Consider the following 24,361-nt stretch of genomic DNA (forward strand, 5'->3'; position numbering starts at 1 on the left):
GCGGGTCTGTTGGCGCGGCTCCCAACTCATATAGAAGTGATCTCCATATGGAATTGCGTAATATCGCTATTATCGCACACGTCGATCATGGCAAAACCACACTGGTCGATGAACTGCTGAAGCAGTCTGGCTCGTTCCGCGACAACCAGCGCGTTGCAGAACGCATGATGGATTCCAACGACATCGAAAAGGAACGCGGGATCACCATTCTCGCCAAGGCGACCTCGGTTGTCTGGAAGAATACCCGCATCAACATCGTCGACACACCCGGCCACGCCGACTTCGGCGGTGAAGTTGAGCGTATCCTTTCGATGGTGGACGGCGCTATCGTTCTCGTTGACGCCGCCGAAGGCCCGATGCCGCAGACGAAGTTCGTCGTTGGCAAGGCGCTGAAGGTTGGTCTGCGTCCGATCGTTGCGATCAACAAGATCGACCGTCCGGATGGCCGTCATGAAGAAGTCATCAACGAAGTGTTCGACCTCTTCGCCAATCTCGACGCTACCGACGAACAGCTGGACTTCCCGATCCTGTACGGTTCTGGCCGTAACGGCTGGATGGCGCTGAACCCGGAAGGTCCGCAGGACGAAGGTCTGGCCCCGCTGTTTGACCTCGTGCTCAAGCACGTTCCGGCACCGAAGGTTGCTGAAGGCCCGTTCCGCATGATCGGCACGATCCTTGAAGCCGATCCGTTCCTTGGCCGCATCATCACCGGACGCATCCATTCCGGCTCGATCAAGTCGAACCAGGCCGTCAAGGTTCTCGGTCAGGACGGTTCGCTGCTCGAAACCGGTCGTATCTCGAAGATTCTCGCATTCCGCGGCATCGAACGTCAGGCCATCGACGAAGCACAGGCAGGCGACATTGTTGCCATTGCCGGTCTTTCGAAGGGCACCGTTGCAGACACGTTCTGCGATCCTTCGGTCAGCGAGCCTCTGGCAGCGCAGCCAATCGATCCGCCGACCGTGACCATGTCCTTCATCGTCAACGACAGCCCTTATGCGGGCACTGAAGGCGACAAGGTAACGAGCCGCGTTATTCGTGACCGTCTGCTCAAGGAAGCAGAAGGCAACGTTGCGCTCAAGATCGAAGAATCGAACGAAAAAGATTCGTTCTTCGTGTCGGGTCGTGGTGAATTGCAGCTCGCAGTTTTGATCGAAAACATGCGCCGCGAAGGCTTCGAACTTGGCGTTTCGCGTCCGCGCGTCGTCATGAAGGACGGCGAAAACGGCGAGAAGCTTGAGCCGATCGAAGAAGTCGTCATCGACGTCGATGAAGAATATTCGGGCACCGTTGTTCAGAAGATGTCGGAACGCAAGGCCGAAATGGTCGAGCTGCGTCCTTCGGGCGGCAACCGCGTTCGTATGGTGTTCTACGCACCGACCCGTGGTCTGATCGGCTATCAGTCGGAACTTCTGACCGATACGCGCGGCACGGCGATCATGAACCGTCTGTTCCACGATTATCAGCCATATAAGGGTGAAATCTCGGGCCGTAACAACGGCGTTCTGATTTCCAACGATCAGGGCGAAGCTGTTGCTTACGCGCTGTTCAACCTTGAAGATCGCGGCCCGATGATCATCGACGCTGGCGTCAAGGTCTATCAGGGCATGCTGATCGGCATTCATAGCCGCGACAACGATCTGGAAGTCAACGTTCTGAAGGGCAAGAAGCTCACCAACATCCGCGCCGCTGGCAAGGATGAAGCCGTGAAGCTCACCCCGCCGATCAAGATGACGCTGGAACGCGCCCTGTCATGGATTCAGGACGACGAACTGGTTGAAGTGACGCCGAAGTCGATCCGCCTTCGCAAGCTCTATCTCGATCCGAATGAGCGCAAGCGCTTTGAAAAGAGCAAGTCGAGCGCTGCATAAGTTCGACAACACAAAAGAAAACGGCGCCTTCGGGCGCCGTTTTTGTTTGCAGTTTTGTGGTGAAAAACGCCGTTAGCGCTCTCCGCGACGATAGGGCTGCATCAGCGCTTGCGGAACGCGCGCGCGCCTTGCCATGACGATCAGCGCGATAATCGACATGATGTAGGGGATCATCAGGAAAAGCTGGTAAGGAACCGCCTTCCCATAGACCGTTTGCAGGCGAAGCTGAAAAGCATCGAACAGCGCGAACAGCAATGCGCCCAGCAATGCACGGGCGGGCTTCCACGATGCGAAAACGACGAGCGCGATACACACCCAGCCGCGTCCCTGCATCATGGTCGGGAAGAACGAGTTGAACGCCGAAAGCGTCAGGAACGCGCCACCAACCGCCATCAATGCACTGCCGAACATGATCGTGAAAATGCGCACACGGATCGGGTTGATGCCTTGCGCCTCGGCGGCATGAGGACTTTCTCCGGTCATGCGAATGGCAAGGCCGAGCGGTGTGCGGAAAAGCACATAGCCAAGCAAAAGTGCCAGCGGAATGGCGATCCATGTCAACGCTGTCTGTGTGCCCAATACCTGCCCGATAAAAGGCACATCAGCGAGGAACGACGGGTTCACGGGCTGAAACGGCGTGATTGTCGGCGGCGTCGAGGAGAGCGGCACCAGCAGTCGGAACAGGAAATAGCTGAGACTTGAAGCAAACAGCGTAATGCCAAGACCGACCACATGCTGCGACAGCCCGAGCGGGACAGTCAACGCCGCGTGCAGCAGGCCGAACAGCGCGCCCGAAGCGGCAGCGGCCAGCACACCCACCCACAGATCCGCCCCGTTATAGACAGTCAGCCAGCCGATCATCGCGCCAAAGGTCATGATGCCTTCGATGCCGAGATTGAGCACGCCTGCGCGTTCGCAATAAAGCGCGCCGAGCGTGCCGAAGATCAGCGGCGTTGCGATGCGCAGGACCGAGACCCAGAGGCCAGCAGAAAGCAGGATATCCATCAACTCGTTCATCGGGCGATCCTGTATTGGGTGAAGAACAATGCGACGAGCATGGTCAGGAGCGACAGCGCCACGGTGACGTCGGCAATGAAGCTCGGAATGCCGATGGCGCGGCTCATGCCGTCTGCGCCAACGAACATGGCGGCGGCAAAGAGCGCCGAGAAGATCGCGCCGATCGGGTTTAAGTTGGCGAGCATCGCGACGATAATGCCGGAATAACCGAAGCCCGGCGAAAGGTCGGTCGTGACATAGCCCTTCACACCCATGACCTGAATGGCGCCCGCCAGACCTGCCAGACCGCCGGAGATACAGGCGACCTTGATCAGTGTGCGACCGAGGGGAACACCTGCAAAACGCGCCGCACCCGGATTGATACCGGCGGCCTTGGTTTCAAGGCCGAACACGGTGCGCTTCTGCACATAGGCAATGATCAGCGCAAGCGCGATGGCGATCAGGATGCCGATATGCAGTCGCATACCCGCCATGATTTTCGGCAGCACGGCGGCATCCGGCACCGGTTCAGACTGTGGCCAGCCAAAGGCCAGCGGGTCTTTCATCGGCCCTTCGATCATCATGGAAACGAACAGCACGGCAACGAAGTTCAAAAGCAGTGTCGTCACCACTTCATCGACGCCGAAGCGCAAGCGAAGGCCGAGCGGGATCAGTAGAAAAATCATGCCAGCAATCGCGCCGACAATCAGCAGCAGCGGAATTAGGAGCGGCGCGGGCAACTGCAATTGCGTGCCCATGGCCACCACGGCCAGCGCGCCCATATAGAACTGTCCCTCAGCACCGATATTCCAAAGCTTGGAGCGGAAGGCGACAGCGGCGGCAAGGCCGGTCAGCATCAGCGGCGTGGCGCGTGTCAGCGTCTCGCTGATCGACAGCTTGTTGCCAAATGCGCCGATGGCGATCTGGCGGAAGGATTCGACCACCGGCGCACCGGCGGCGGCTATCAGCAGGCCCGCCAGCACGAAAGCGGCCAGGACCGCAATGATCGGTGCCGTAGTCACCAACGCCATGGGCCGCGTTTCGCGTCGTTCAATACGCATCAATTCAGCCCCTTCTTGGTATTTGCCTGCCATTCGCCAGCCATCATGAGGCCCAGTCTCTGCGCATTGGCTTCTTCTGCATCGATAGGCGGGGAGAGGCGGCCCTTAACAATCGCTTGAACACGATCCGCCAAGCCAATGATTTCATCAAGATCTTCGGAAATCAGCAGAACGGCTGCGCCCTTGGCGCGCGCTTCGAGAATGCGGGTGTGGATGGCCGCGACCGCGCCTTCATCCAGTCCGCGTGTCGGCTGCGCCGCGATGAGAATGCGCGGCGCGGTCTCCAGATTGCGACCCAAAATGAGCTTTTGCATATTGCCGCCGGAAAGCAGGCGGATACGACTATCCGGTGTGCCGCCGCGCACATCGAAATCCGTGATAATACGGTCGGTGAATTCGCGTGCCGCAGTGCGATTGACCAGAATACCGTTCGAGAATTTCGGATCGCGCACGCGCTCCAGAATGGCATTTTCCCACAAGGTCAGATCGCCAATGGCGCCTTCAGCATTCCGGTCTTCGGGAATACGCCCGACACCTTCTGCCACAAAGCGGCGCGGATCGAATTTGGTCACGGTCTGCCCCAACATGATAAGCGCGCCGCTTGCCGGCTGGCTAAGGCCCGAAACCAACCGTCCGAGCGCTGCTTGCCCATTGCCGGACACACCGATAATGCCGAGCGTTTCACCGGCACGAACCTGAAAATTCAGTTCCGAAAGGCGAGCAATTCCGTCCTCCACAACCGTGACATTGCTGGCTTCCAGCAACGTTTCGCCGGGGGTTGCAGCGGCGCGGGCAGGGCGCGAAACACGTCGTCCCACCATCAGTTCGGCCAGTTCTTCCTTGGAAGTCTCAGAAGCCTTGCGCTCGGCGACAAGCTTGCCGCCGCGCAGCACGATAACCCGGTCGGCGGCGGACATGACTTCATGCAGTTTGTGCGAGATGAAGATCAGCGACAGGCCTTGGCGGGCCATTTCTTTGAGCGTCGCGAACAGGCCTTCCGCTTCCTGCGTCGTCAGAACGGCGGTCGGTTCATCGAGGATCAGCACATCCGCGTCGTTATAAAGCGCTTTCAGAATTTCGACGCGCTGCTGCTCACCGACCGAAAGATCGCCAAGCCGCGCATCAGGATCGACCTTGAGGCCAAAACGCTCTGCAATCTGCGCGATCTTGGCGCGCGCTGCACCATGCGCGGATTTGAGCTTCCAGAGGCTTTCTGTGCCGGTAATGATGTTTTCCAGAACCGTGAGGTTGGGTGCGAGGGTGAAATGCTGGTGCACCATGCCTACGCCCGCATCGATGGCTGCGCGCGGCTTGCCCTGCGGGATTTCAACGCCCTTGACGAAGACACGTCCTTCATCCGGCACATAATGGCCGAACAGGATGTTCATCAACGTGGTTTTACCCGCGCCGTTTTCGCCGAGAAAAGCGAGGATTTCGCCACGCTCCAGCTTCAGCGAAATATCGTCATTGGCTGTAAGTGCACCGAAGCGCTTGGTGATGTTTTGCAGTTCAAGAACTGTTGTCGTCATTGGTTCAACCCCGCAACGGGAAATTTATGCTGCCAGCGGCGATCCGCTTCCAGCCGCTGACCGGCATTCAGAAGTAGCCTGTCCGCGCCCATGGGCGCGATAAGCTGCACGGCTAACGGCATCCCGTTGGCATCTTCTCCGAATGGTAGAGAAAGCGCCGGGAAACCGGAAATATTGGCAAGCGCCGCATAGGGCGCAAATTCGTTCATCTTCCGCCAGTGATTGTCCACATCGCCATGGTTCATCGGAAACGAGCCCAATGGCAAGGGCGCTCTGGAAAGCATCGGGGTTATCAGCACATCAATATCGCGGAAAATCTGCCAGAGCATATGCGAAGCGCTGACAGCGCCGTTCATGGCACGATAGAGCGCGGTTGCATCAAACCCGCGTCCACGCTCTGCAACCGCGCGGGTGAGCGGTTCCAGTTTCTCCTGATCGATTGCTAGAAAGTCGATTGCGGCTGCAAGATTGACGGAAATGATGCGATCGAATGCGCGTGCGCTGGAAGCGACAAGAGGACTTAGATCCTGCGCGGGGATTTCGCGGATGGCATGGCCTTGCGCTTCCAGAAAACGGGCGGCATCGGTCACAACCTGCATACGCTCTGCTGTGACAGGATAAGCGGCAAGGTCTTCCGCGACAAAGCCGACGCGCAGACGTTCCGGCAGCTCGCCCGCGCTCATGGCCGGATCAGGCAGAAAGCCCTCGGTGTTGCCCTCGACGAGCGGAAGCAGTGTCTTCGCATCGCGGATCGAGCGACACAGCGCAAACTCGCTGGCGATACCGGCGAGATAATTGCCGAAATGCGGTCCGGCGGGCATCGCGCCACGGCTCGGCTTCAGGCCGATCAGACCGCAGGTAGCGGCAGGTACGCGAATGGAGCCGCCTGCATCCGTTGCGTGGGCGATGCTGACAATCCCGGCTGCGACGGCTGCCGCCGCGCCACCGGATGAGCCAGCGGGAGAAAGTGTTCCATCGAATGGATGGCGAGCCAGTGGGCCGCTTTCCGGTTCGCTGGCGAGTGCAAGGCCGAATTCCGGCACGGTGGTCGTGCCGAAGAAATTGAGGCCCGCTTTGCGCAGGCGTCTGCCAAGCTCGGAATCCATTTGCGGCGAAGCGTTTTCGAAGGCACGCGAGCCAAGCCGGATCGGCAGACCGGCGCAAGGGCCGCCCAAATCCTTGAACAGCGATGGGATGCCCGCAAACGGAGCTTTGTCGGCGTGCGCGTCAAACGCCGTTGCGTTGGTGCGGCCAAGTTCAGGATCGAGATATGCAATGGCGCCCAGAGGGCGCCATTTTTCTGCGGCTTCAAGGGCGGCATCCATGGCCTCTCGCGCACTTAAAACGCCTCCGGCAATCGCTTGCGCGAGTGCTGTTGCGTCCTGATGCTTGCTGTCGAATGCCACTTCTGCCGCCCTGTTTGCTGCTGTCTTACTTGGGCTCAGCCGCGTTCGGCTTGTACTCGAACTTGCCAGCCTTGATCTCGGCGCGTCGCGCTTCCATCTTGGCTTCGGCTTCTGCCGGTGCGACGCCCTTGACGTAGACGATGTCGTTGCCGCCTTCCTTCATGAGGCTGAATGGCGTGTAATCCTTACCGGTCGGCTGGGCGGCTTTCACATCTGCAATCGCTGCATTAAGGATTGGGCGGAAGTACCACATTGCATTTGCAAAAATGGTGTCCGGATAGCGCGGTGTATAGTCGATCAGCGAACCGATTGCCTTGATGCCGCGTTCCTTGGCGGCGTCGGCGGTGCCGATGCGTTCGCCGAACAGAATGTCTGCGCCGGAATCGATCTGGGCAAGACCGGCTTCACGCGCCTTCGGCGGATCGAAGAAGGTGCCGATGAAGGATGCAATGAATTTCGCATCCGGGCGGGTTTCCTTCACGCCATCCTGGAAGGCGTTCATCAGCATGTTGACTTCCGGGATCGGCACAGCGCCGACCGAACCGAAAGTGCCCGACTTGCTCATCGCGCCTGCCAGCATGCCTGCAAGATAGGCTGCTTCGAAATTCCAGGTGCCGAACACGCCGAAATTGTCGCCCTGCGGCTTGCCGGAGGAACCCATGACAAAAGTGGTCTGCGGATAATCGCCAGCAACCTGACGCGCTTCGCGTTCGACGGCATAGGATTCGCCGACGATCAGCTTGATGCCCTGTTCGGCATATTCGCGCATGGCGCGGGGATAGTCGCTCGCCGAAACGCCTTCGGAGAAGACATATTCGATGACGCCTTCGTCATTGGCCTGCTTCAGTGCTTCGTGCAGGCGGGAGTTCCAGGCGTTTTCAACCGGCGAGGCGTGAATGCCTGCAACCTTCAGCTTTTCATCCGCTGCGAAAACACGCGTGGAAATCGCAGTTGCGCCCAGTGCCGCAGACATCGCAAGAATGTCGCGGCGGGTGAAGTTCGATAATTTGGCCATTTGGACCCCTCTTAAGGTGGTGTTTGTGCGTGCTTTCCATGCGCGACGGATTGCCCTGCACCCTGATCAGGAGGAGCATAAGCAATGTCTCGTATTTCCGACTAATCTGCCTTTAATTCAAGCGCTTTTATCGGTCGCTTGAAAAACAGGCACCGGTTTGTTGCTGCGTCGTGTTTGTTCAGCCGATGGGTGCGTAATCGGCGCCATCAATCGAAGACGGACGGCCTTCGAGATTGAGCGCACTGACACGCTGCGGCGTTTCAGCAATGATCTTGCCTCGCTTCACGACCGTCAGGCGGTTGGCCTTGAGGCGCAGCGCTTCCAGCGGGTCACGCGCCTGCAACACGACGAAGTCTGCATTGCAGCCCTTTTCAAGACCATAGCCTTCCAGACCGAGCGCCTTGGCCGAATTGACGGTCAGCGCGTCGAAGACCTGTTTTTTGCCTTCGATGGACGTCATCTGCGCCACATGGACCGCCATATGCCCCACTTCCAGCATGTCGCCGGAGCCCATCGAGTACCATGGGTCCATAACACAATCATGACCGAAGGCGACATTAACGCCAGCAGCCATCAGTTCCGGCACGCGGGTCATGCCGCGACGCTTTGGATAGGTGTCGGCGCGTCCTTGCAATGTGATATTGATGAGCGGGTTCGGAATAGCGTTCATCTGCGCTTCCGCAATCAGCGGAATGAGCTTGGAAACATAGTAATTGTCCATGGAATGCATGGATGTGAGGTGCGAGCCCGATACGCGACCCTGAAGCCCGAAACGCACGGTCTGGGCGGCCAGCGTTTCCACATGACGCGACATTGGATCATCGGTTTCGTCGCAATGAATATCGACCGGCAGGCCACGCTCGGCGGCAATCCGGCAGAGCTCTTCCAGCGATGCAGCGCCATCGGCCATGGTGCGCTCGAAATGCGGGATGCCACCGACAATGTCGAGGCCCATATCGAGCGAGCGGTTGACGAGATCGACCGCGCCCGGCGAACGATAATAACCGTCCTGTGGGAAGGCAACGAGTTGCAAATCTATATACGGCTTTACCTTTTCGCGCACCTCGATCATCGCTTCCGCCGTCAGCAGACGCGGATCGCTGACATCGACATGGCTGCGAATGGCCAGCAGGCCCTGGCTGACGGCCAGATCGCAATAGCGCAAGGCGCGTTCGACCATGGCTTCAACGGTCAGCATGGGCTTCAGTTCACCCCAGAGCGCGATCCCTTCCAGAAGCGTACCGGAACGGTTGAGACGCGGCAGGCCAAGCGACAGCGTTGCGTCCATGTGGAAATGCGGATCGACAAAAGGTGGTGTTACGAGGCGGTTGGAAGCGTCGATTTCCTTGGCAGCCTGATGCTCGCCCTTCGATGGAACGATATCGGTAATCTTGCCGTCCTTGACCAGAATGTCCTGCTTCTCGCGACCGTCAGGGAGATTAGCGTTTCTCACAATCAAATCGAACATCGGCAGGCCTCTTAAGTCATTGCAGGAAGATCAAGGCTGTTAGAAAACAGCACATTTCTAAAATGCCTTATACCCTCCGCGCCGTAGGCGCAATGGCGGGCAATGGGTAAGGGGTCGTCATCTACACAGGAACATGATAGGCCGCAAAATCATAGTTGCAGGATTGCCATGTTCACGATCAGTCGCGTTGAAACCTATAGTCAGGAAATCAAGAAAAGTCGGTTTCTGGCAATTGCCGCGCCGGTTGCGAGCGAGCAGGCGGCGAAGGATTTCCTGAGCGAACATTCGGACCTTGCGGCCAGTCACAATTGCTGGGCCTGGCGTATGGGGCAGAACTATCGTTTCAGCGACGACGGTGAGCCAAGCGGCACGGCGGGCAAGCCGATCCTGCAAGCCATCGACGGTCAACAGCTCAACAATATTGCGGTGGTGGTGATCCGTTGGTTCGGCGGCATTCTGCTCGGTAGCGGTGGCTTGATGCGCGCCTATGGCGGCACGGCGGCGACCTGCCTGCGACAGGCGGAAAAGACCGAGGTGATCCCGATGATCGGCTTTGCCTTTGCCTGCGATTTTTCCGACCACGCGCTGTTGAAAGCGCGGCTGACCGCTGTGGATCATGTCGCGATTGCGCAGGAGAATTTTACGGCAAACGGCGTGGAAATAACCGGCGCAATGCCTATTGCCGCGCAGGATGACCTGTCGCGGCTCGTGACGGATCTGACACGCGGCAAATCCGTCATCAAGTTCGACGATTAGATATTGCCGCCTTTGGATGAATATTGCTGGCGCTTGTTTTCATACATCAGGAGATCGGCGCGTTTGGCGACGGCTTCGAGCGTTTCTCCCGGCGTGGTGGTTGCCGTGCCGATGGACAGGTTGAGCTGCAATTGGGAATAGTACTGATTGTTGATTTCAACCAGCCGCTTGATGTCTTCCACCATGGCTTCCGCGCCGCGCTCATCCACATAAGGCAGCACAATTGCAAATTCGTCGCCGCCGATCCGCGCGGCATGGCCGGGCAGCTTGACGGCTTCGTTCAGAACTTCGCCGATACGGCGCAGCAATCCGTCGCCTGACGCATGTCCCCAAAGGTCATTGGCAGACTTGAGGCCATTTAGATCGATGATGATGATGGAAACAGGCAGGTGGCCCTTCCGCTCCAGCCGGTTGAGCTCATCCACATAAAAGGCGCGGTTGTGCAGCTTGGTCAGCACGTCGTGCTTGCCGAGATATTCCAGATAGGCTTCGGCCTTTTTGCGTGCGGTGATGTCCGTCAGCGCCACCTGCACCAGCGACCAGTCATTTTCATGGCCGGGCAGGACCGAGAACTGCAACAGAACGTGGCGTTCAGTGCCATCGAGTGCGTAGTTGATCACTTCGCGACGCTGGAACAGAATGCCATTCCACAGGTCGATCAGCTGTTCGCGGAAATGCGCTTCCATTTCTCCGCGCAGAATCTGCGGCAGGGATTGCAGCAATGTCTGCTTGTCGGGCGCGAGGAAAAGCTCCAGCGTCTCGTTGTTGATTTCCAGCACGCGGATTTCGCTCATGCACTGGCGCACGAATTCCGGGTGCACATCGGTGAACACGCGGAAATCGATAATGCCGCGCTCTCGCACATCGTCCATCAGTTCCTTGATGCGGCTGAAATCCTCAACCCACAGCGAAACCGGCGAATGCTCGAACAGGCCTTGCGCATGACGCTTGTGGCGATCCTGCTCGCGCATCGCGTTTTCGCGTGCGGTTACGTCTTCAATCGACAGGAGAACACGATCCCAGCTTTGTTCGTGACCGGGCAGGATACGGCCCTTCAGCTGAATATCGATGCGCCGGCCTTCTAGCGAATAGTTGATCGTGTTGCTGTAGAACGTGTCGGAGCCGTTCCAGAGCTGCACCATCTCGTCGATATGCGGTTCCAGCATATCGTCGCGGAAAACGCGCTCCAGATTGGTGACGAGGTGATTGATATCCTTCGCCTCGAACAGCGAAAGCGTCTTGCGGTTAACCGCGAGAACCCGGATGTGACTCGTGCAGATGCGAAGACGGCTCGTGTCTTCCATCAGAAAAGTCTTAAGGTCAGTGATGCCTTCCGACCGCCATGTATCGAACTGCTTGCGAAGACCGCTATAGTCTTCAAGCCAAAGAGAAATAGGAGCCAGATCGAAGATGCTGGCTTTGTCGTTCACGGCCGTCTCGATGTTCATTAGGTTCCCGCTTTTAACACCACCCTATTGCGAGGCGGCAATAAAATATCAGGGGCGCCTTATATTATGAAAGTGTTGAATAGACCAGCGGCTTTGAAGTCACAGCGATGCAATATTTATAACACTAAATAAGAAAATGCTGTTTCTTTGTGAGCCGGACGGCTTTGCCTTTTAGCTATCTGCACGAAAGACATAGGCTTTGTGTGCAGCGCTTATTGAAATTCGCCATTGCCATCACCATTCTGGCTTTTGCACATTATTCCACGCCAAATGTGGTTCATTTTCCTTGCGAACGAAGCAAAATTTTACGAGGTGTCTGGTATGAAAACCTGGAAGTGGTTGCATGAAACGAATTGAGTTGATGATTGAGAACATCATTCTGGCCTCGCGTTGGCTGTTGGTGGTTTTCTATCTGGGTTTGGCCATTGCCTTGGCCATTTATGCCGTATCTTTTGCGGGTAAGCTTTTCGACTTCGCCAGCAAGGCCACGTCGCTGAACGACACCGATACGATCCTGAAAATATTGGGGCTGATCGATGCGGCGCTGATTGCCAGCCTCGTGGTGATGGTGATCATTTCCGGCTATGAAAATTTTGTCAGCCGCTTCGATCAGGCGGGCGACGAGGTGCACTGGTTGGGCACGATTGATGCCGGTTCGCTCAAGATCAAGGTCGCGTCGACGATTGTAGCCATCTCGTCGATCCATCTTTTGCAGATATTCCTGAATGCCACGACCTATACGTCGAACCAGCTTATGTGGTTCACGATCATACATCTGGCCTTCGTCGTGTCTGCGCTGTTTCTTGCCTATATCGACAAGCTCACAGCCAAGGATAAGAACAAGGGCAAGGCCAAAGGCAAGATCGAACCGAATATCTGATAGGCCTTCCCGGCATCAATATAGATCAAAAAAGCCCGGCACTGCCGGGCTTTTTATTTTTCTGGATGCTAATAAAGGGAATTTGATCGCAATCAATGAAATCAAGCCGCTGGCGTGGGTTGATAGCGCCGGGACGTGTTCCATATCGCCTATGGGATGCGTTGCATTGCCATTCATCAAATCACTCAGGAAAGGATGAATCATGTCGGCTAACACCAAGGTTGCGCTCGTCACCGGTGCGGCACAGGGCATCGGTCGGGGCATCGCCCTTCGGCTGGCCAAGGACGGTTTTGATGTCGCACTGGTCGATCTCAAGGCGGACAAACTCAATGCTGTCAAAAAAGAGGTGGAAGCCTTGGGCCGCAAGGCGTCCACATTCTCAGCCGATGTCAGCAAACGCGACGATGTCTATGCCGCTATCGACCATGCGGAAAAGGAACTGGGCGGTTTCGACGTGATCGTCAACAATGCGGGTATTGCGCAGGTTCAGCCGATTGCGGATGTGAAGCCGGAAGAGGTCGAGCGTATTTTCCGCATCAATGTCGATGGTGTGCTCTGGGGCATTCAGGCGGCTGCCGCGAAGTTCAAGGCGCGCAACCAGAAGGGCAAGATCATCAATGCTTCGTCCATTGCCGGTCATGATGGTTTTGCAATGCTCGGTGTTTACTCCGCCACGAAATTCGCCGTGCGTGCGCTGACGCAGGCCGCAGCCAAGGAATATGCAAGCGCGGGCATTACCGTGAACGCCTATTGCCCCGGCATCGTGGGCACCGACATGTGGGTGGAAATCGACGAGCGTTTCGCCGAGATTACCGGCGCGCCGAAAGGTGAAACCTACAAGAAATATGTCGACGGCATTGCGCTTGGTCGCGCGCAGACGCCGGACGATGTGGCATCTCTCGTCTCTTTCCTGGCGAGTCCGGATTCCGACTACATCACCGGTCAGGCCATCCTGACCGATGGCGGTATCGTCTACCGTTGATCCTACGGAGAGCGGGAAGATACCCCGCGCTTTCGCACGTGGGGTATCTGTCATTTATCCGGAAGCACCCTGTGTTAAACTGACCTCCTTGAAAGAGGAGAGCGCTGCCCATGACACGTTTGACGGCAAAAGACTTCCCGCAGGAACTGCTTGAGCTTTACGACTTTTACGCGCATGGCAAGATCACCAAACGCCAGTTTCTCGACCGGGCCGCAAAGTTCGCCGTCGGCACGATGACGGCAACCGCTATATTGGCATCGCTCAGCCCGGATTACGCCATGGCGCAGCAGGTTGAGTTTACCGATCCTGATATTCTGGCCGAATACATCACCTATCCATCACCGGAGGGCACCGGTCAGGTACGCGCCTATCTTGTCCGTCCTGCGAAGGTGCAGGGCAAGGTTCCGGCGGTCGTGGTGGTGCACGAGAACCGCGGCCTCAACCCTTATATCGAGGATGTCGCGCGCCGTGTGGCCAAGGCCGGTTTCATCGCATTGGCACCGGATGGTCTTACGTCGGTCGGCGGCTATCCCGGCAATGACGAAAAGGGCCGCGAATTGCAGCAGCAGGTCGACCCGACCAAGCTGATGAACGACTTCTTCGCTGCCGTCGATTTCATGATGAAAAGCGATCTGACCACCGGCAAGGTCGGGATCACCGGCTTCTGCTATGGTGGTGGCGTTGCCAATGCGGCAGCAGTCGCCTTTCCCGAACTGGCCGCTGCCGTGCCGTTTTATGGTCGGCAGGCACCCAAAGACGAGGTTTCGCGCATCAAGGCGCCAATCTTGCTTCATTATGCCGAGTTGGACACGCGTATCAACGAAGGCTGGCCGGCCTATGAAGAAGCGCTGAAAAAGAACGGCAAGACCTACGAGGCCTATATCTATCCGGGCGTCAATCACGGCTTCCACAATGATTCCACCCCACGCTATGACGAGGCCGCCGCCAAGCTCGCCTGGGACAGAACAATCGCCTGGTTTAGGCGCTATCTGGCGTGATCAGGCCTTGGATTTAACCGCCTTGACGACATGTACGATGCCGACAATGACGGCCCCGATCAGGATGGCGAGCACTGCTTGCAGGAAAGACGTTGCGATCCACTCCAGAACGCCGCCGAAGCTGCTGCCTTCGGTCGGCAGATGGGCGACGATGTTGTGAATGAATTCCTCGACGCTGTGAACGCCGATCGATGCCAGACCGTGAACGATGATGCTGCCGCCAACCCAGAGCATGGCGACGGTGCCTACGGTGCTGAGCACCTTGAGCACGATGGGCATACCCGCAACCAGACCCTTGCCGAACCGCTTACCAAAACCGGTATGGGCATTGCGGGCAAGCGCGACACCCATGTCATCGAGCTTGACGATAAAGCCGACAACGCCATAAACGGCGAAGGTGATCAGGACGGCGACACAAACAAGGATCGCCGCCTGCGTATAGACATTCGAAGGCGGCAGACCGGCAAGCGTGAGTGCCATGATCTCCGCTGACAGGATGAAGTCGGTTCGGATGGCCCCGCTCACAGTTGTCGCTTCAATTTCCTTCGCGGTGGTGGCCTTTGTTTCCGCTTGTTCCTCATCCTTATGCGGCACGAAAAACTCGACCAGCTTTTCCGTGCCCTCAAATGCGAGATAGGCGCCGCCGATCATCAGAAGCGGCATGATGAGACCGGGCGCGAAATAGCTGAAGATCAGCGCCAGCGGCAGCAGAAAGATCAGCTTGTTGCGCAGCGATCCCTTGGTGATTTTCCAGATGACCGGCAATTCCCGTTCCGGCTTCAGACCAACGACATATTTCGGCGTCACCGCCGTATCATCAATCACAATGCCTGCCGCCTTGGCGCTGGCCTTTGCGGTTTGTCCAGCCACGTCATCCAAAGAGGCCGCCGCCATTTTTGCGATTGCTGCCACGTCATCGAGAAGTGCAAACAAGCCGGACGCCATGGGAGGCCTTTCTTTGTCATTGCGATAAAGGTTAGCTAAACTTGTAGGGGGCCTCAGTCCAGCACCTATTGGCAGGGAAAGCCAATTGTATTCGATCTGGAGACAATCTGTGTATGATTGTCAATATATCCAGATGCATTCCGATCATTATATCTTGCTGCAACACAACAGGAGAGATCGCCATGCTTAATCAGATCAAAGGCCTTCACCACGTTACGTCGCTGGCAGCAGATGCCCGTTCGAACAACAAGTTCTTCACGGATGTGCTGGGATTGCGCCGCGTCAAGAAGACCGTGAACTTCGATGATCCGAGCGTTTATCACCTCTATTACGGCGATGAAGTCGGCACGCCGGGCACCGTCATGACCTATTTCCCCTTTCCCGGCATTCAGCGCGGTCGCGATGGTACGGGCGAGGTGGGAACAACCGTTTTTGCAGTCCCGCAAGGCTCGCTCGGTTTCTGGAAGGATCGCTTCGCGCAATCCGCCGTCACGGTCGAATCGGAAGATGCAGCTTTTGGCGAAAAGCGCGTCTTCTTCCGTGGCCCGGATGGCGACAGCTTCGCTCTGGTGGAAGTGAAGGACGATCCGCGCGAGCCTTGGGCGCATGAAGGCATCGATGCCGATCACGCCATTCGCGGCTTTCATTCGGTTTCGATGCGCTTGCGTGACGAGGGCGCGACTTCGGAACTGCTCAACTATATGGGCTATCAGAAACTGGACGCGAAGGATGGCATTACCCGTCTCATCATGCCGGAAGGCAACGGAGCCGGTGTGATCGATCTTCAGACCTTGCCTTCTGTCGGTCGTAACCAGCAGGGAGCAGGTTCGGTGCACCACGTCGCCTTCGCGGTCGAAAACCGCGAAAAGCAGCTGGAAGTTCGCAAGGCCCTGATGGATACCGGCTATAATGTCACTCCAGTGATCGACCGCGATTATTTCTGGGCGATCTACTTCCGGACACCGGGTGGTGTTCTGTTCGAAGTCGCAACAAACGAACCCGGCTTTGATCGCGACGAAGACACCGCGCATTTGGGCGAAGCTCTGAAGCTGCCGTCGCAGCACCAGCATCTTCGTGCTTATCTCGAAGAACATCTCGACAAGATTTAAGCGCGAGCAGGAGACAGATTATGACCATTCAGACCTACGTGCACCGGCTGAAGGCCGGTGCGGTCGGCGCGCCGCTGTTCATTGTCTTTCACGGCACCGGCGGCGATGAAAATCAGTTCTTCGGTTTGGCCGAACAGCTTTTGCCGGAGGCGACCATTGTTTCCCCGCGCGGCGACGTGTCGGAATTTGGTGCCGCCCGCTTCTTCCGTCGGACGGGCGAGGGCGTCTATGACATGCCAGACCTTGCCCGCGCCACGGACAAAATGGCTGCGTTTATCGCCGCTCTGGTCGAAGAGTATCAGCCGTCGGAAGTGATCGCTTTGGGTTATTCAAACGGGGCCAATATCATGGCCAATCTGCTGATCGAGAAAGGCAGGATATTTGACAAGGCAGTGCTTCTACATCCGCTTATCCCGTTCAAACCAGCGAATAATCCGGGGTTGGAAGGCGTGAAAATCCTGATGACGGCTGGCCGAATGGACCCGATCTGCCCGCCGGATTTCACGGAGGCGCTCGCGCACTACTTTGAAAGCCAGCAGGCCTACGTCGATCTTGTCTGGCATCCGGGCGGTCATGAACTGCGCCAGACCGAACTGACAGCTGTGCAGGAATTCCTCGGCTGACAAAGTCGATCACCGCCATTCGTAAGGATGGCGGTGATTTTTATCTCTGTGGAACTCCAGATACCGCACTTGATTTTATCAATATATATTATATGTAAGCGTATATTGAATTTGGAGTTGCCTCATGGATAGTGTTACGGGCACCCTTGCCGTCATGTCGCGCCAGCAGATGGAAAATCGTGCGGGCGAAGTGGCCGAATTGCTGCGCACCCTGTCGCATCCGGCCCGTCTGATGCTGGCCTGTGCGCTGGCGGAAAAAGAATATTCGGTTGGTGAATTGGAACATGGGCTTGGCATTCGTCAGCCGACCCTGTCGCAGCAACTCGGTGTACTGCGGGAATCCGGCATCGTCGAAACCCGGCGCGAAGCCAAGCAAATATTCTATCGCCTGACGGAAACCAAGGCGGCGCAGCTTATCGAGGCGCTGTATGGCATCTTCTGTCATGACGCGCCTAAGGGAGATTTGTCATGATGACCTATCTCCAGTCGCTGGCAGGCGGCATGCTTCTCGGTGCAGCGGCGATTTTTCTTCTGATTTTCAATGGTCGCATTGCCGGTATCAGCGGTATCGTCGGCAGATTGCTGAACGGAAGTCAGGCCGCGCTCAATGCAGCTTTCGTTCTTGGCCTCATTCTCGGTCCGTTGGTCTATGCTGCGCTTTTCGGGAGCTTTCCTGCTACAACCATTTCGGCTTCCTGGCCGATTATCGTCGTCGCCGGTCTTCTGGTCGGCATTGGAACGCGCATGGGCTCGGGCTGCACATCTGGCCACGGTATCCTCGGCATGGCCCGTTTTTCCAAACGTTCCATCGCTGCAACAATCACCTTTCTGATAACTGGTGTTGCAGCAGCAACTCTCGCGGGAGTTCTGTTATGAAAAGTTTCGCTTATTACCGGCTCGCGGCAGCTCTTTTCACAGGCGCGTTATTCGGGTTCGGATTGTCGCTTTCAGGCATGATCGACCCGTCACGGGTGCAGGGCTTTTTGAATATCGCAAGCGGTCACTGGGACCCCAGCCTTGCATTCGTGCTCGGCGGCGCTCTTCTGGTCGCCATCCCGGGCGTAATGCTACAGCGTAAGCTGGCAAAGCCGGTGCTGGATGACAGCTTTCACCTCCCCGAAAAGACCCAGATCGACCGGCCTCTGCTGTTTGGCTCGGCGTTGTTCGGTCTCGGCTGGGGACTGGCCGGCTTCTGCCCGGGACCTGCGGTCGCAGCCTTGTCTATCGGCTTGCCGCAGGTCTGGTTATTCGTGGCTGCCATGGCGGCAGGCATGATCATTCACGACCGTTTTTGGAAGGCTTAAAGCCCGCGCGCAATCACGAGTCGCTGAACTTCGCTCGTGCCTTCATAAATCTGGCAGACGCGCACATCGCGATAGATGCGCTCAACCGGATAATCGGCAAGGTAGCCATAGCCGCCGTGAATCTGGATGGCGGCGGAACAGACTTCCTCTGCCATTTCCGACGCCACAAGCTTGGCCATCGAGGCTTCCGTCAGGCAGGGTTTGCCCGCCTCGCGCAAGGCTGCGGCATGCAGGACCATCTGGCGGGCCGTTTCGATCTTCGTCGCCATATCGGCAAGACGGAAGGCTACGGCCTGATGTTCGGCAATCGGCTTGCCGAAGGTGATGCGCTCTTTGGCATAGTCGCGGGCTGCTTCGAAAGCGGCGCGCGCCATGCCCACGGCCTGCGCGGCAATGCCGATGCGTCCGCCTTCAAGATTGGCAAGCGCAATTTTATAGCCTTCACCTTCCGCCCCCAGCCGGTTTTCCAGTGGCACGCGCATATTGGTGAAAGCCAGCGCGCAGGTATCGGATGAATGCTGGCCGAGCTTGTGTTCGACCGTCATGACCTCGTAGCCTGGTGTGTCGGTCGGCACGATAAAGGCCGAAATGCCCTTCTTGCCCGCAGCGGGATCGGTGACCGCAAAGACAATCACCACACTGCCATTCTTGCCGGACGTGATGAATTGCTTGGAGCCGTCGATCACATAATGATCGCCATCAAGCCGGGCGCGGGTTTTCAGCGCCGACGCATCGGATCCGGCCTGCGGTTCAGTCAAAGCAAAGCCGCCGATCCATTCGCCCGAAGCCATTTTCGGCAAAAAGCGGCGTTTCTGGTCCTCCGTCCCGAAGCGCAGGATGGGTACGCAGCCCACCGAGGAATGCACCGAAACGATGGTGGAGCAGGCGCCGTCGCCTGCCGCGATTTCTTCCAGAGCCAGCGCATAGGCCACCATGCCGAGGTCGGAGCCGCCCCATTCTTCCGGCACAAGCATGCCGAGAAAGCCAAGTTCGCCCATCTCGGTCAGTTCCGCACGCGGAAAGGCATGTTCGCGGTCACGTTGGGCGGCACCCGGTGCCAGACGCTCCTGCGCGTAATCGCGGACAGCCTCGCGGATCTGCTCCTGCGTATCGGTCAGAAGCATCACACGATCCTTTCAATGCCGATTGAGGTGGCTTCGCCGCCGCCGAGGCAGATACCAGCCACGCCGCGTTTCAGGCCATGCGTTTCAAGTGCGGCGAGCAGCGTCACCAGAATGCGCGCGCCGGAAGCGCCGATCGGGTGGCCGAGCGCGCAAGCGCCGCCATGAATATTGACCTTGTCGTGCGCCAGATCGAGATCGCGCATGGCCGCCATCGTGACGACAGCGAAAGCTTCATTGATCTCGAACAGATCGACATCCTTGAGGTTCCAGCCGATCTTTTCCGAGAGCTTGCTGATTGCGCCGATAGGCGCGGTCGCAAAAAGGTTCGGCTTGTCGGCATAGGTCGCATGACCAACCAGCACCGCGCGCGGGGTCAAGCCACGCTTCTCCGCTTCAGATGCGCGCATCAGGACGAGCGCCGCAGCGCCATCGGAAATCGACGAGGAATTGGCCGCCGTTACTGTGCCGCCATCGCGGAATGCAGGGCGCAGCGAGGGGATCTTGTCGAGCTTCGCCTTGCCGGGCTGTTCGTCAATCGAAACCTGCACCTCGGCGCGACCGGATTTCACCGTGACGGGTGTGATCTCTGCCGCAAACAGACCGTCCTTGATGGCCTTTTGCGCGCGGGTCAGCGAGGCAATGGCGAACTCGTCCTGCGCTTCACGGGTGAACTGGTAGGCTTCCGCGCAATCTTCCGCAAAAGTGCCCATCAGGCGGCCCTTGTCATAGGCATCCTCAAGACCGTCGAGGAACATATGATCCAGAATCTGGCCGTGGCCCATGCGATAGCCGCCACGCGCCTTGGACAGCAGGTAGGGCGCGTTGGTCATGCTTTCCATACCGCCGGAAACGATCACATCCGCCGAACCGGCCAGCAACAGATCATGCGCCAGCATGGTGGCTTTCATGCCCGAACCGCACATTTTGTTGACGGTCGTAGCCCCGGTCGAAACGGGCAGTCCAGCCTTGATCGAAGCCTGCCGCGCCGGGGCCTGTCCCTGACCCGCAGGCAGGACACAGCCCATCAAAACTTCTTCGACAGCTTCTGGTGCCAGACCCGCACCGGCCAGTGCGCCGCTGATTGCTGCCGCGCCGAGATCGGTCGCCTGCGCGCCGGAAAAGTCGCCCTGAAAGCCGCCCATGGGGGTGCGGGTTGCGCCGACAATGACAATAGGATCGCTGTGGGACATGATTATTCCTCGCTTCCTGATGGTGAATTTATTTCGCAGCCATGCGCAGCGCACCGTCGAGACGGATGACTTCGCCGTTGAGCATCTGGTTTTCCGCAATGTGGCGCACGAGCGCTGCATATTCCGCCGGGCGTCCAAGCCGCGACGGGAACGGCACCGATGCGCCGAGCGCGTCCTGCACGTCCTGCGGCATGCCTGCCATCATCGGTGTCTCGAAAATGCCGGGGGCAATCGTCATGACGCGAATGCCGTGGCGCGCCAGTTCACGCGCGACAGGCAAGGTCATGGCCGCAACGCCGCCCTTCGAGGCGGAGTAGGCGGCCTGTCCGATCTGGCCGTCAAAGGCGGCAACCGAGGCGGTGTTGATGATCAATCCGCGTTCGCCGCCATCGCCCGGTTCATTCTTTGCCATGGCTTCGGCTACCAGCCGCAGCATGTTGAAGGTTCCGATCAGATTGATCGAAATGGTGCGCGCAAAACTGTCGAATTTGTGTGGACCTTCGCGGCCTAGCACCTTTTCGCCCGGCGCAATGCCTGCGCAATTGACGAGCGCATCGATACGGCCAAAAGCCTTGAGCGCGGCAGCAATGGCAGCTTGTCCATCTGCCTCGCTGGTCACGTCGGTGCGCTGGAACATAGCGGCTGCACCAAGCGCTTTCGCCGCCGCTTCACCCGCTTCCGTGTTGACATCCAGAAGGGCTACCTTGCCGCCAGCTTCGACAACCATCCTGGCCACAGCCGCGCCGAGACCTGAGCCCGCGCCGGTGATCAGAAATACCCGATCTTGAATCTGCATAATTGTACCTCAGGCTGTTGTCTGTTGCTGTTTGTCGATTTCTGCCTTGCGCAGCAGAAAGCGCTGGATTTTTCCGCTTGGCGTTTTCGGCAGCTCGCTGACGAAATCGATCTCGCGCGGATAGGCATGGGCGGAAAGCCGTTTCTTCACATGTTGCGCCAGTTCTTCGGCAAGCGCGGGCGTGCCTTCCTGTCCGGGTGCCAGAATGACGAATGCCTTGACGATTTCGGTGCGTTGCGGATCAGGAACGCCGACGACCGCCGCCTCATTGACCGCCGGATGCTCCAGCAGGGCGCTTTCCACGTCGAACGGTCCGATGCGATAGCCGGATGAGGTGATGACATCATCGGCACGACCAATGAAGCTGACGGAACCGTCGTCTTCGAATTCCACCGTATCGCCGGTGCGGTAATAGCCGCCTGCAATGGCTGGTGTTTCCTGCTTGTAATAACCGAAAAACCAGAGCAGTGGCGATTTTGCGATATCGATGGCGAGAACACCCGGCTGGTTCGGGCCGAGTTCATTTCCGGCCTCATCCAGAACCGCGACGCGATAGCCCGGCATGGCATAGCCCGCCGAACCCTGACGCACGGCATGTTCAAGACCGTGGTGATTGTTGACCACCATGCCGAGTTCCGTCTGTCCGTAATGGTCGTGGATCGGCGCGCCGAGATTGGCGTCGAACCAGCGGATCACTTCCGGATTGAGTGGCTCGCCCGCACTGGAAACCACGCGCAGACGTCCCTTGATCCGGGCTGCCGCCTCCGGGCCTGCCGCCATCAACAGGCGAAAGGCGGTTGGCGAACCGGCCAGACTGGTAACGCCCAGACGTTCGATAATGTCGTAGGTGCTTTCGGCGTTGAAACCGCCTTCGTAAAGCGTGGTGGCGATGCCCAGTTGCAGTGGGCCCGTCACGGCATAGTAAAGCCCATAGGCCCAGCCGGGATCGGCAATATTCCAGAAAATGTCGTCGGATCGCAGGCCCACGGCTTCGCGCATATAGGCGCCAAAGGCGAGCAGTGCGAAAAGCGGAACCGGCACGCCTTTTGGCAGGCCAGCCGTGCCGGAGGTGGACATCATCATGAAAAGATCATCACCCTTGCGCATGACAGGCGGACAATCGGTGGAGGCAGCGGCGAGCGCTGCGCGGAAATCGATATCAGCGGCAGGTGCGGTTTCGTCGGGCGCAAGTATCGTTGCGACCTGCGGGCAATTTTCGACTTCGTCAAGCTTGCTGCGATTGGCAAGATTGGTCACGACCAGTTTTGCATCGCTTGTCTTGAGACGGTGTTCGATGGCCTTTGGACCGAAAGCGGTGAAGAGCGGCTGATATATAGCGCCGATACGCCAGGCACCGAGAATGGTTGCAACAAGTTCGGGTGTGCGTGGCAGGAGACCGGCAACGACATCGCCCGCACTGACGCCTGCATTCTTCAGCACGTTGCCGACTTTTGCGGAAAGATCGCGCAATTTTTCAAAGGTGAGTTCTGTCACCTGGCCGTCGGCGGAAATCGCGCGCAGCGCTATCCGGTTCTCGCCGACATAACGGTCGCAGCATTCCACGCAGGCATTGAGGCCGGTGTCGGGATGGCCCGCAAGCTGTGTGATGGCATGATCGAGTTCAAACTTTGCCACGGCGTCATCATAACGCACACGCTGCGTGAAAGCAGACGCTTCAGTCATTCCGGTATTCCTCCCAGACTAGTCACGGCAGCGCCAAGCTCCTCTAGTAACGCTGCGAGGAAGAGGTTAATCCCTCAATCATTGCAAACAATGACATTAGAGGTCTTAATTGGTGACCGTTTTTGCAATAAAGTTCAGTCCATGGAACGCCATAATATCACACCCGGCTTCGTTGAAGATGCTTTGGAAAGCGTGCGCCAGCGTGGCATCGATACCGCGCCATTGATGGCGGCAGTCGGTTTGCCGGATAGACTGACCGAGCCGGTCACGAATATCCAATACGGTCGCCTGTGGTGGCTGATTGCCGAAACCATCGATGATGAGTTCTTCGGTTTGGCCGCACGCCCGATGCGGCCCGGCAGCTTCAACCTGCTTTGTCATGCCGTTTTACATGCGGGCACTCTGGAGCGTGCCTTGCGCCGTGCCTTGCAGTTTCTCAATGTCGTGCTGGACGATCCGCGTGGCGAATTGCGCATTCGCGACGGCATGGCGCATATCGTGCTGACGGATGCAGGTTCGCCGCGCCCAGCCTTCGCCTATCGCGCCTACTGGCTAATCCTGATGGGCGTGGCGTGCTGGCTGGTGGGGCGGCGCATTCCGTTGCGAACACTCGATTTCGCCTGTCCGGCACCCGTGGACCGGCAGGATTATCGAAAATTCTTCGGCGCGCCGGTGCTGTTCGATCAGTCCGCAACGCGACTGGTTTTCGATTCATCCTATCTGGCCTTGCCGATCATTCGCAGCGACGTAGCGCTCGAAAATTTTCTGCGTGAGGCTCCGGCCAATATCCTGATCCGCTATCGCCACGATCACGACATTTCCTCACGGGTTCGCGGGCATCTGAGTCAGATGCCTGCGCAGGAATGGCCTTCATTCGAAGATATAGCCGTACAGTTGAAAATGTCCGCCCCGACGCTGCGGCGCAGGCTGAAAGCCGAAGGGCAGAGTTTTGGAACGATCAAGGACGAGTTGCGCTTCGTAACAGCACAGCAACTGTTGCAGGAGGACAGGCTGACCGTTGCGGAAGTTGCGGCGGAACTCGGCTATAGCGAGCCCAGCGCATTCTATCGCGCCTTTCAAAAATGGATCGGGCAAAGCCCCGGGACATTCAGAAAAATCGAGCCTTCCCAATAAAGGCCAGCGGGTGCAAGCGCATCTGCTCCAACTTTTTTGCGAA

General features: G+C 57.8%; 24 protein-coding genes. 11 read left to right on the top strand and 13 right to left on the bottom strand.

Going from position 1 to position 24,361, the window contains the following annotated elements; translation table 11 throughout:
* Positions 1-47 precede the first annotated feature (47 nt).
* Positions 48-1,871: a translational GTPase TypA gene (typA, locus tag D8666_RS13020; protein WP_109367294.1), complete on the top strand. Its 1,824-nt coding sequence runs from the start codon at positions 48-50 to the stop codon at positions 1,869-1,871.
* A gap of 72 nt (positions 1,872-1,943) precedes the next feature.
* Here the strand turns inward: typA and D8666_RS13025 are convergent, their stop codons facing one another.
* The 6 genes from D8666_RS13025 to D8666_RS13050 form a co-directional block, all read right to left on the bottom strand.
* Positions 1,944-2,888, bottom strand: coding sequence for an ABC transporter permease (locus D8666_RS13025; protein WP_109367295.1), 945 nt, complete (start codon positions 2,886-2,888; stop codon positions 1,944-1,946).
* The gene (locus tag D8666_RS13030) at positions 2,885-3,928 is read right to left on the bottom strand and encodes an ABC transporter permease (RefSeq protein ID WP_109367296.1); all 1,044 of its coding nucleotides are present in this window, start codon (positions 3,926-3,928) and stop codon (positions 2,885-2,887) included. The genes D8666_RS13025 and D8666_RS13030 overlap by 4 nt, the downstream gene beginning before the upstream one ends.
* Positions 3,928-5,457, bottom strand: a complete 1,530-nt coding sequence (locus D8666_RS13035; protein ID WP_109367297.1) for an ABC transporter ATP-binding protein — start codon at positions 5,455-5,457, stop codon at positions 3,928-3,930. Before D8666_RS13035 ends, D8666_RS13030 begins: the two co-directional genes overlap by 1 nt.
* Positions 5,454-6,863 (bottom strand): amidase, encoded by a 1,410-nt coding sequence (locus tag D8666_RS13040; protein ID WP_235858954.1) that lies wholly within the window; start codon positions 6,861-6,863, stop codon positions 5,454-5,456. The genes D8666_RS13035 and D8666_RS13040 overlap by 4 nt, the downstream gene beginning before the upstream one ends.
* Before the next feature lie 25 nt (positions 6,864-6,888).
* The gene (locus D8666_RS13045; RefSeq protein WP_121538283.1) at positions 6,889-7,878 is read right to left on the bottom strand and encodes a BMP family protein; all 990 of its coding nucleotides are present in this window, start codon (positions 7,876-7,878) and stop codon (positions 6,889-6,891) included.
* A gap of 178 nt (positions 7,879-8,056) precedes the next feature.
* Complete coding sequence (locus D8666_RS13050; RefSeq protein WP_121538285.1) at positions 8,057-9,346, bottom strand: amidohydrolase family protein; 1,290 nt, start codon at positions 9,344-9,346, stop codon at positions 8,057-8,059.
* A 168-nt stretch (positions 9,347-9,514) separates the two neighbouring features.
* Here D8666_RS13050 and D8666_RS13055 point away from each other — a divergent pair, with 168 nt between their 5' ends.
* Entirely contained in the window at positions 9,515-10,102 is a 588-nt protein-coding gene (locus D8666_RS13055) for an IMPACT family protein (protein ID WP_121538287.1), read from the top strand.
* Here the strand turns inward: D8666_RS13055 and D8666_RS13060 are convergent.
* The gene (locus tag D8666_RS13060) at positions 10,099-11,550 is read right to left on the bottom strand and encodes a sensor domain-containing diguanylate cyclase (protein WP_121538289.1); all 1,452 of its coding nucleotides are present in this window, start codon (positions 11,548-11,550) and stop codon (positions 10,099-10,101) included. The genes D8666_RS13055 and D8666_RS13060 overlap by 4 nt on opposite strands.
* 343 nt (positions 11,551-11,893) lie before the next feature.
* On the opposite strand from D8666_RS13060, the gene D8666_RS13065 reads away from it, so the two are divergent.
* Positions 11,894-12,430 carry a TIGR00645 family protein gene (locus D8666_RS13065; protein ID WP_121538291.1) on the top strand — a complete coding sequence of 179 codons (537 nt, stop codon included), beginning with the start codon at positions 11,894-11,896 and terminating at the stop codon, positions 12,428-12,430.
* A 15-nt stretch (positions 12,431-12,445) separates the two neighbouring features.
* Here D8666_RS13065 and D8666_RS23985 read toward each other — a convergent pair whose 3' ends face one another.
* Positions 12,446-12,634 (bottom strand): hypothetical protein, encoded by a 189-nt coding sequence (locus D8666_RS23985; RefSeq protein WP_140023824.1) that lies wholly within the window; start codon positions 12,632-12,634, stop codon positions 12,446-12,448.
* Between D8666_RS23985 and D8666_RS13070 the strand changes: the two genes are divergently transcribed.
* Positions 12,633-13,412, top strand: coding sequence for an acetoin reductase (locus tag D8666_RS13070; RefSeq protein ID WP_121538293.1), 780 nt, complete (start codon positions 12,633-12,635; stop codon positions 13,410-13,412). The two genes, D8666_RS23985 and D8666_RS13070, sit on opposite strands and share 2 nt — an antisense overlap.
* 110 nt (positions 13,413-13,522) lie before the next feature.
* Positions 13,523-14,410 (top strand): YghX family hydrolase, encoded by an 888-nt coding sequence (yghX, locus tag D8666_RS13075; RefSeq protein WP_121538294.1) that lies wholly within the window; start codon positions 13,523-13,525, stop codon positions 14,408-14,410.
* Here the strand turns inward: yghX and D8666_RS13080 are convergent, their stop codons facing one another.
* Positions 14,411-15,355 (bottom strand): DUF808 domain-containing protein, encoded by a 945-nt coding sequence (locus D8666_RS13080; RefSeq protein WP_109367305.1) that lies wholly within the window; start codon positions 15,353-15,355, stop codon positions 14,411-14,413. It lies immediately after the preceding gene.
* A gap of 182 nt (positions 15,356-15,537) precedes the next feature.
* Between D8666_RS13080 and D8666_RS13085 the strand changes: the two genes are divergently transcribed.
* From D8666_RS13085 to D8666_RS13105, 5 genes are all read left to right on the top strand, one after another.
* Complete coding sequence (locus D8666_RS13085; protein ID WP_109367306.1) at positions 15,538-16,464, top strand: VOC family protein; 927 nt, start codon at positions 15,538-15,540, stop codon at positions 16,462-16,464.
* 20 nt (positions 16,465-16,484) lie between these two features.
* Complete coding sequence (locus tag D8666_RS13090) at positions 16,485-17,087, top strand: alpha/beta hydrolase (RefSeq protein WP_109367307.1); 603 nt, start codon at positions 16,485-16,487, stop codon at positions 17,085-17,087.
* Between the two features lie 124 nt (positions 17,088-17,211).
* Positions 17,212-17,559 carry a sulfite-sensing transcriptional repressor BigR gene (gene bigR, locus D8666_RS13095; RefSeq protein WP_109367308.1) on the top strand — a complete coding sequence of 116 codons (348 nt, stop codon included), beginning with the start codon at positions 17,212-17,214 and terminating at the stop codon, positions 17,557-17,559.
* Positions 17,556-17,963: a YeeE/YedE family protein gene (locus tag D8666_RS13100; RefSeq protein WP_109367309.1), complete on the top strand. Its 408-nt coding sequence runs from the start codon at positions 17,556-17,558 to the stop codon at positions 17,961-17,963. The genes bigR and D8666_RS13100 overlap by 4 nt, the downstream gene beginning before the upstream one ends.
* Complete coding sequence (locus D8666_RS13105; RefSeq protein ID WP_109367310.1) at positions 17,960-18,391, top strand: YeeE/YedE family protein; 432 nt, start codon at positions 17,960-17,962, stop codon at positions 18,389-18,391. Before D8666_RS13100 ends, D8666_RS13105 begins: the two co-directional genes overlap by 4 nt.
* On the opposite strand, the gene D8666_RS13110 is transcribed toward D8666_RS13105, so the two are convergent.
* The 4 genes from D8666_RS13110 to D8666_RS13125 are packed head-to-tail and all read right to left on the bottom strand — an operon-like array spanning position 18,388 to position 23,184.
* Positions 18,388-19,515: an acyl-CoA dehydrogenase family protein gene (locus D8666_RS13110; protein WP_109367311.1), complete on the bottom strand. Its 1,128-nt coding sequence runs from the start codon at positions 19,513-19,515 to the stop codon at positions 18,388-18,390. The genes D8666_RS13105 and D8666_RS13110 overlap by 4 nt on opposite strands.
* Entirely contained in the window at positions 19,515-20,705 is a 1,191-nt protein-coding gene (locus D8666_RS13115; RefSeq protein ID WP_109367312.1) for an acetyl-CoA C-acyltransferase, read from the bottom strand. Before D8666_RS13115 ends, D8666_RS13110 begins: the two co-directional genes overlap by 1 nt.
* Before the next feature lie 28 nt (positions 20,706-20,733).
* Complete coding sequence (locus D8666_RS13120) at positions 20,734-21,501, bottom strand: 3-hydroxyacyl-CoA dehydrogenase (protein WP_109367313.1); 768 nt, start codon at positions 21,499-21,501, stop codon at positions 20,734-20,736.
* A gap of 9 nt (positions 21,502-21,510) precedes the next feature.
* Entirely contained in the window at positions 21,511-23,184 is a 1,674-nt protein-coding gene (locus tag D8666_RS13125; protein WP_109367314.1) for an acyl-CoA synthetase, read from the bottom strand.
* 141 nt (positions 23,185-23,325) lie between these two features.
* On the opposite strand from D8666_RS13125, the gene D8666_RS13130 reads away from it, so the two are divergent.
* Positions 23,326-24,318: an AraC family transcriptional regulator gene (locus tag D8666_RS13130; protein WP_109367315.1), complete on the top strand. Its 993-nt coding sequence runs from the start codon at positions 23,326-23,328 to the stop codon at positions 24,316-24,318.
* Positions 24,319-24,361: the final 43 nt, after the last annotated feature.

The sequence above is a fragment of the Ochrobactrum soli genome (genome assembly GCF_003664555.1).
Lineage (GTDB): Bacteria > Pseudomonadota > Alphaproteobacteria > Rhizobiales > Rhizobiaceae > Brucella > Brucella teleogrylli.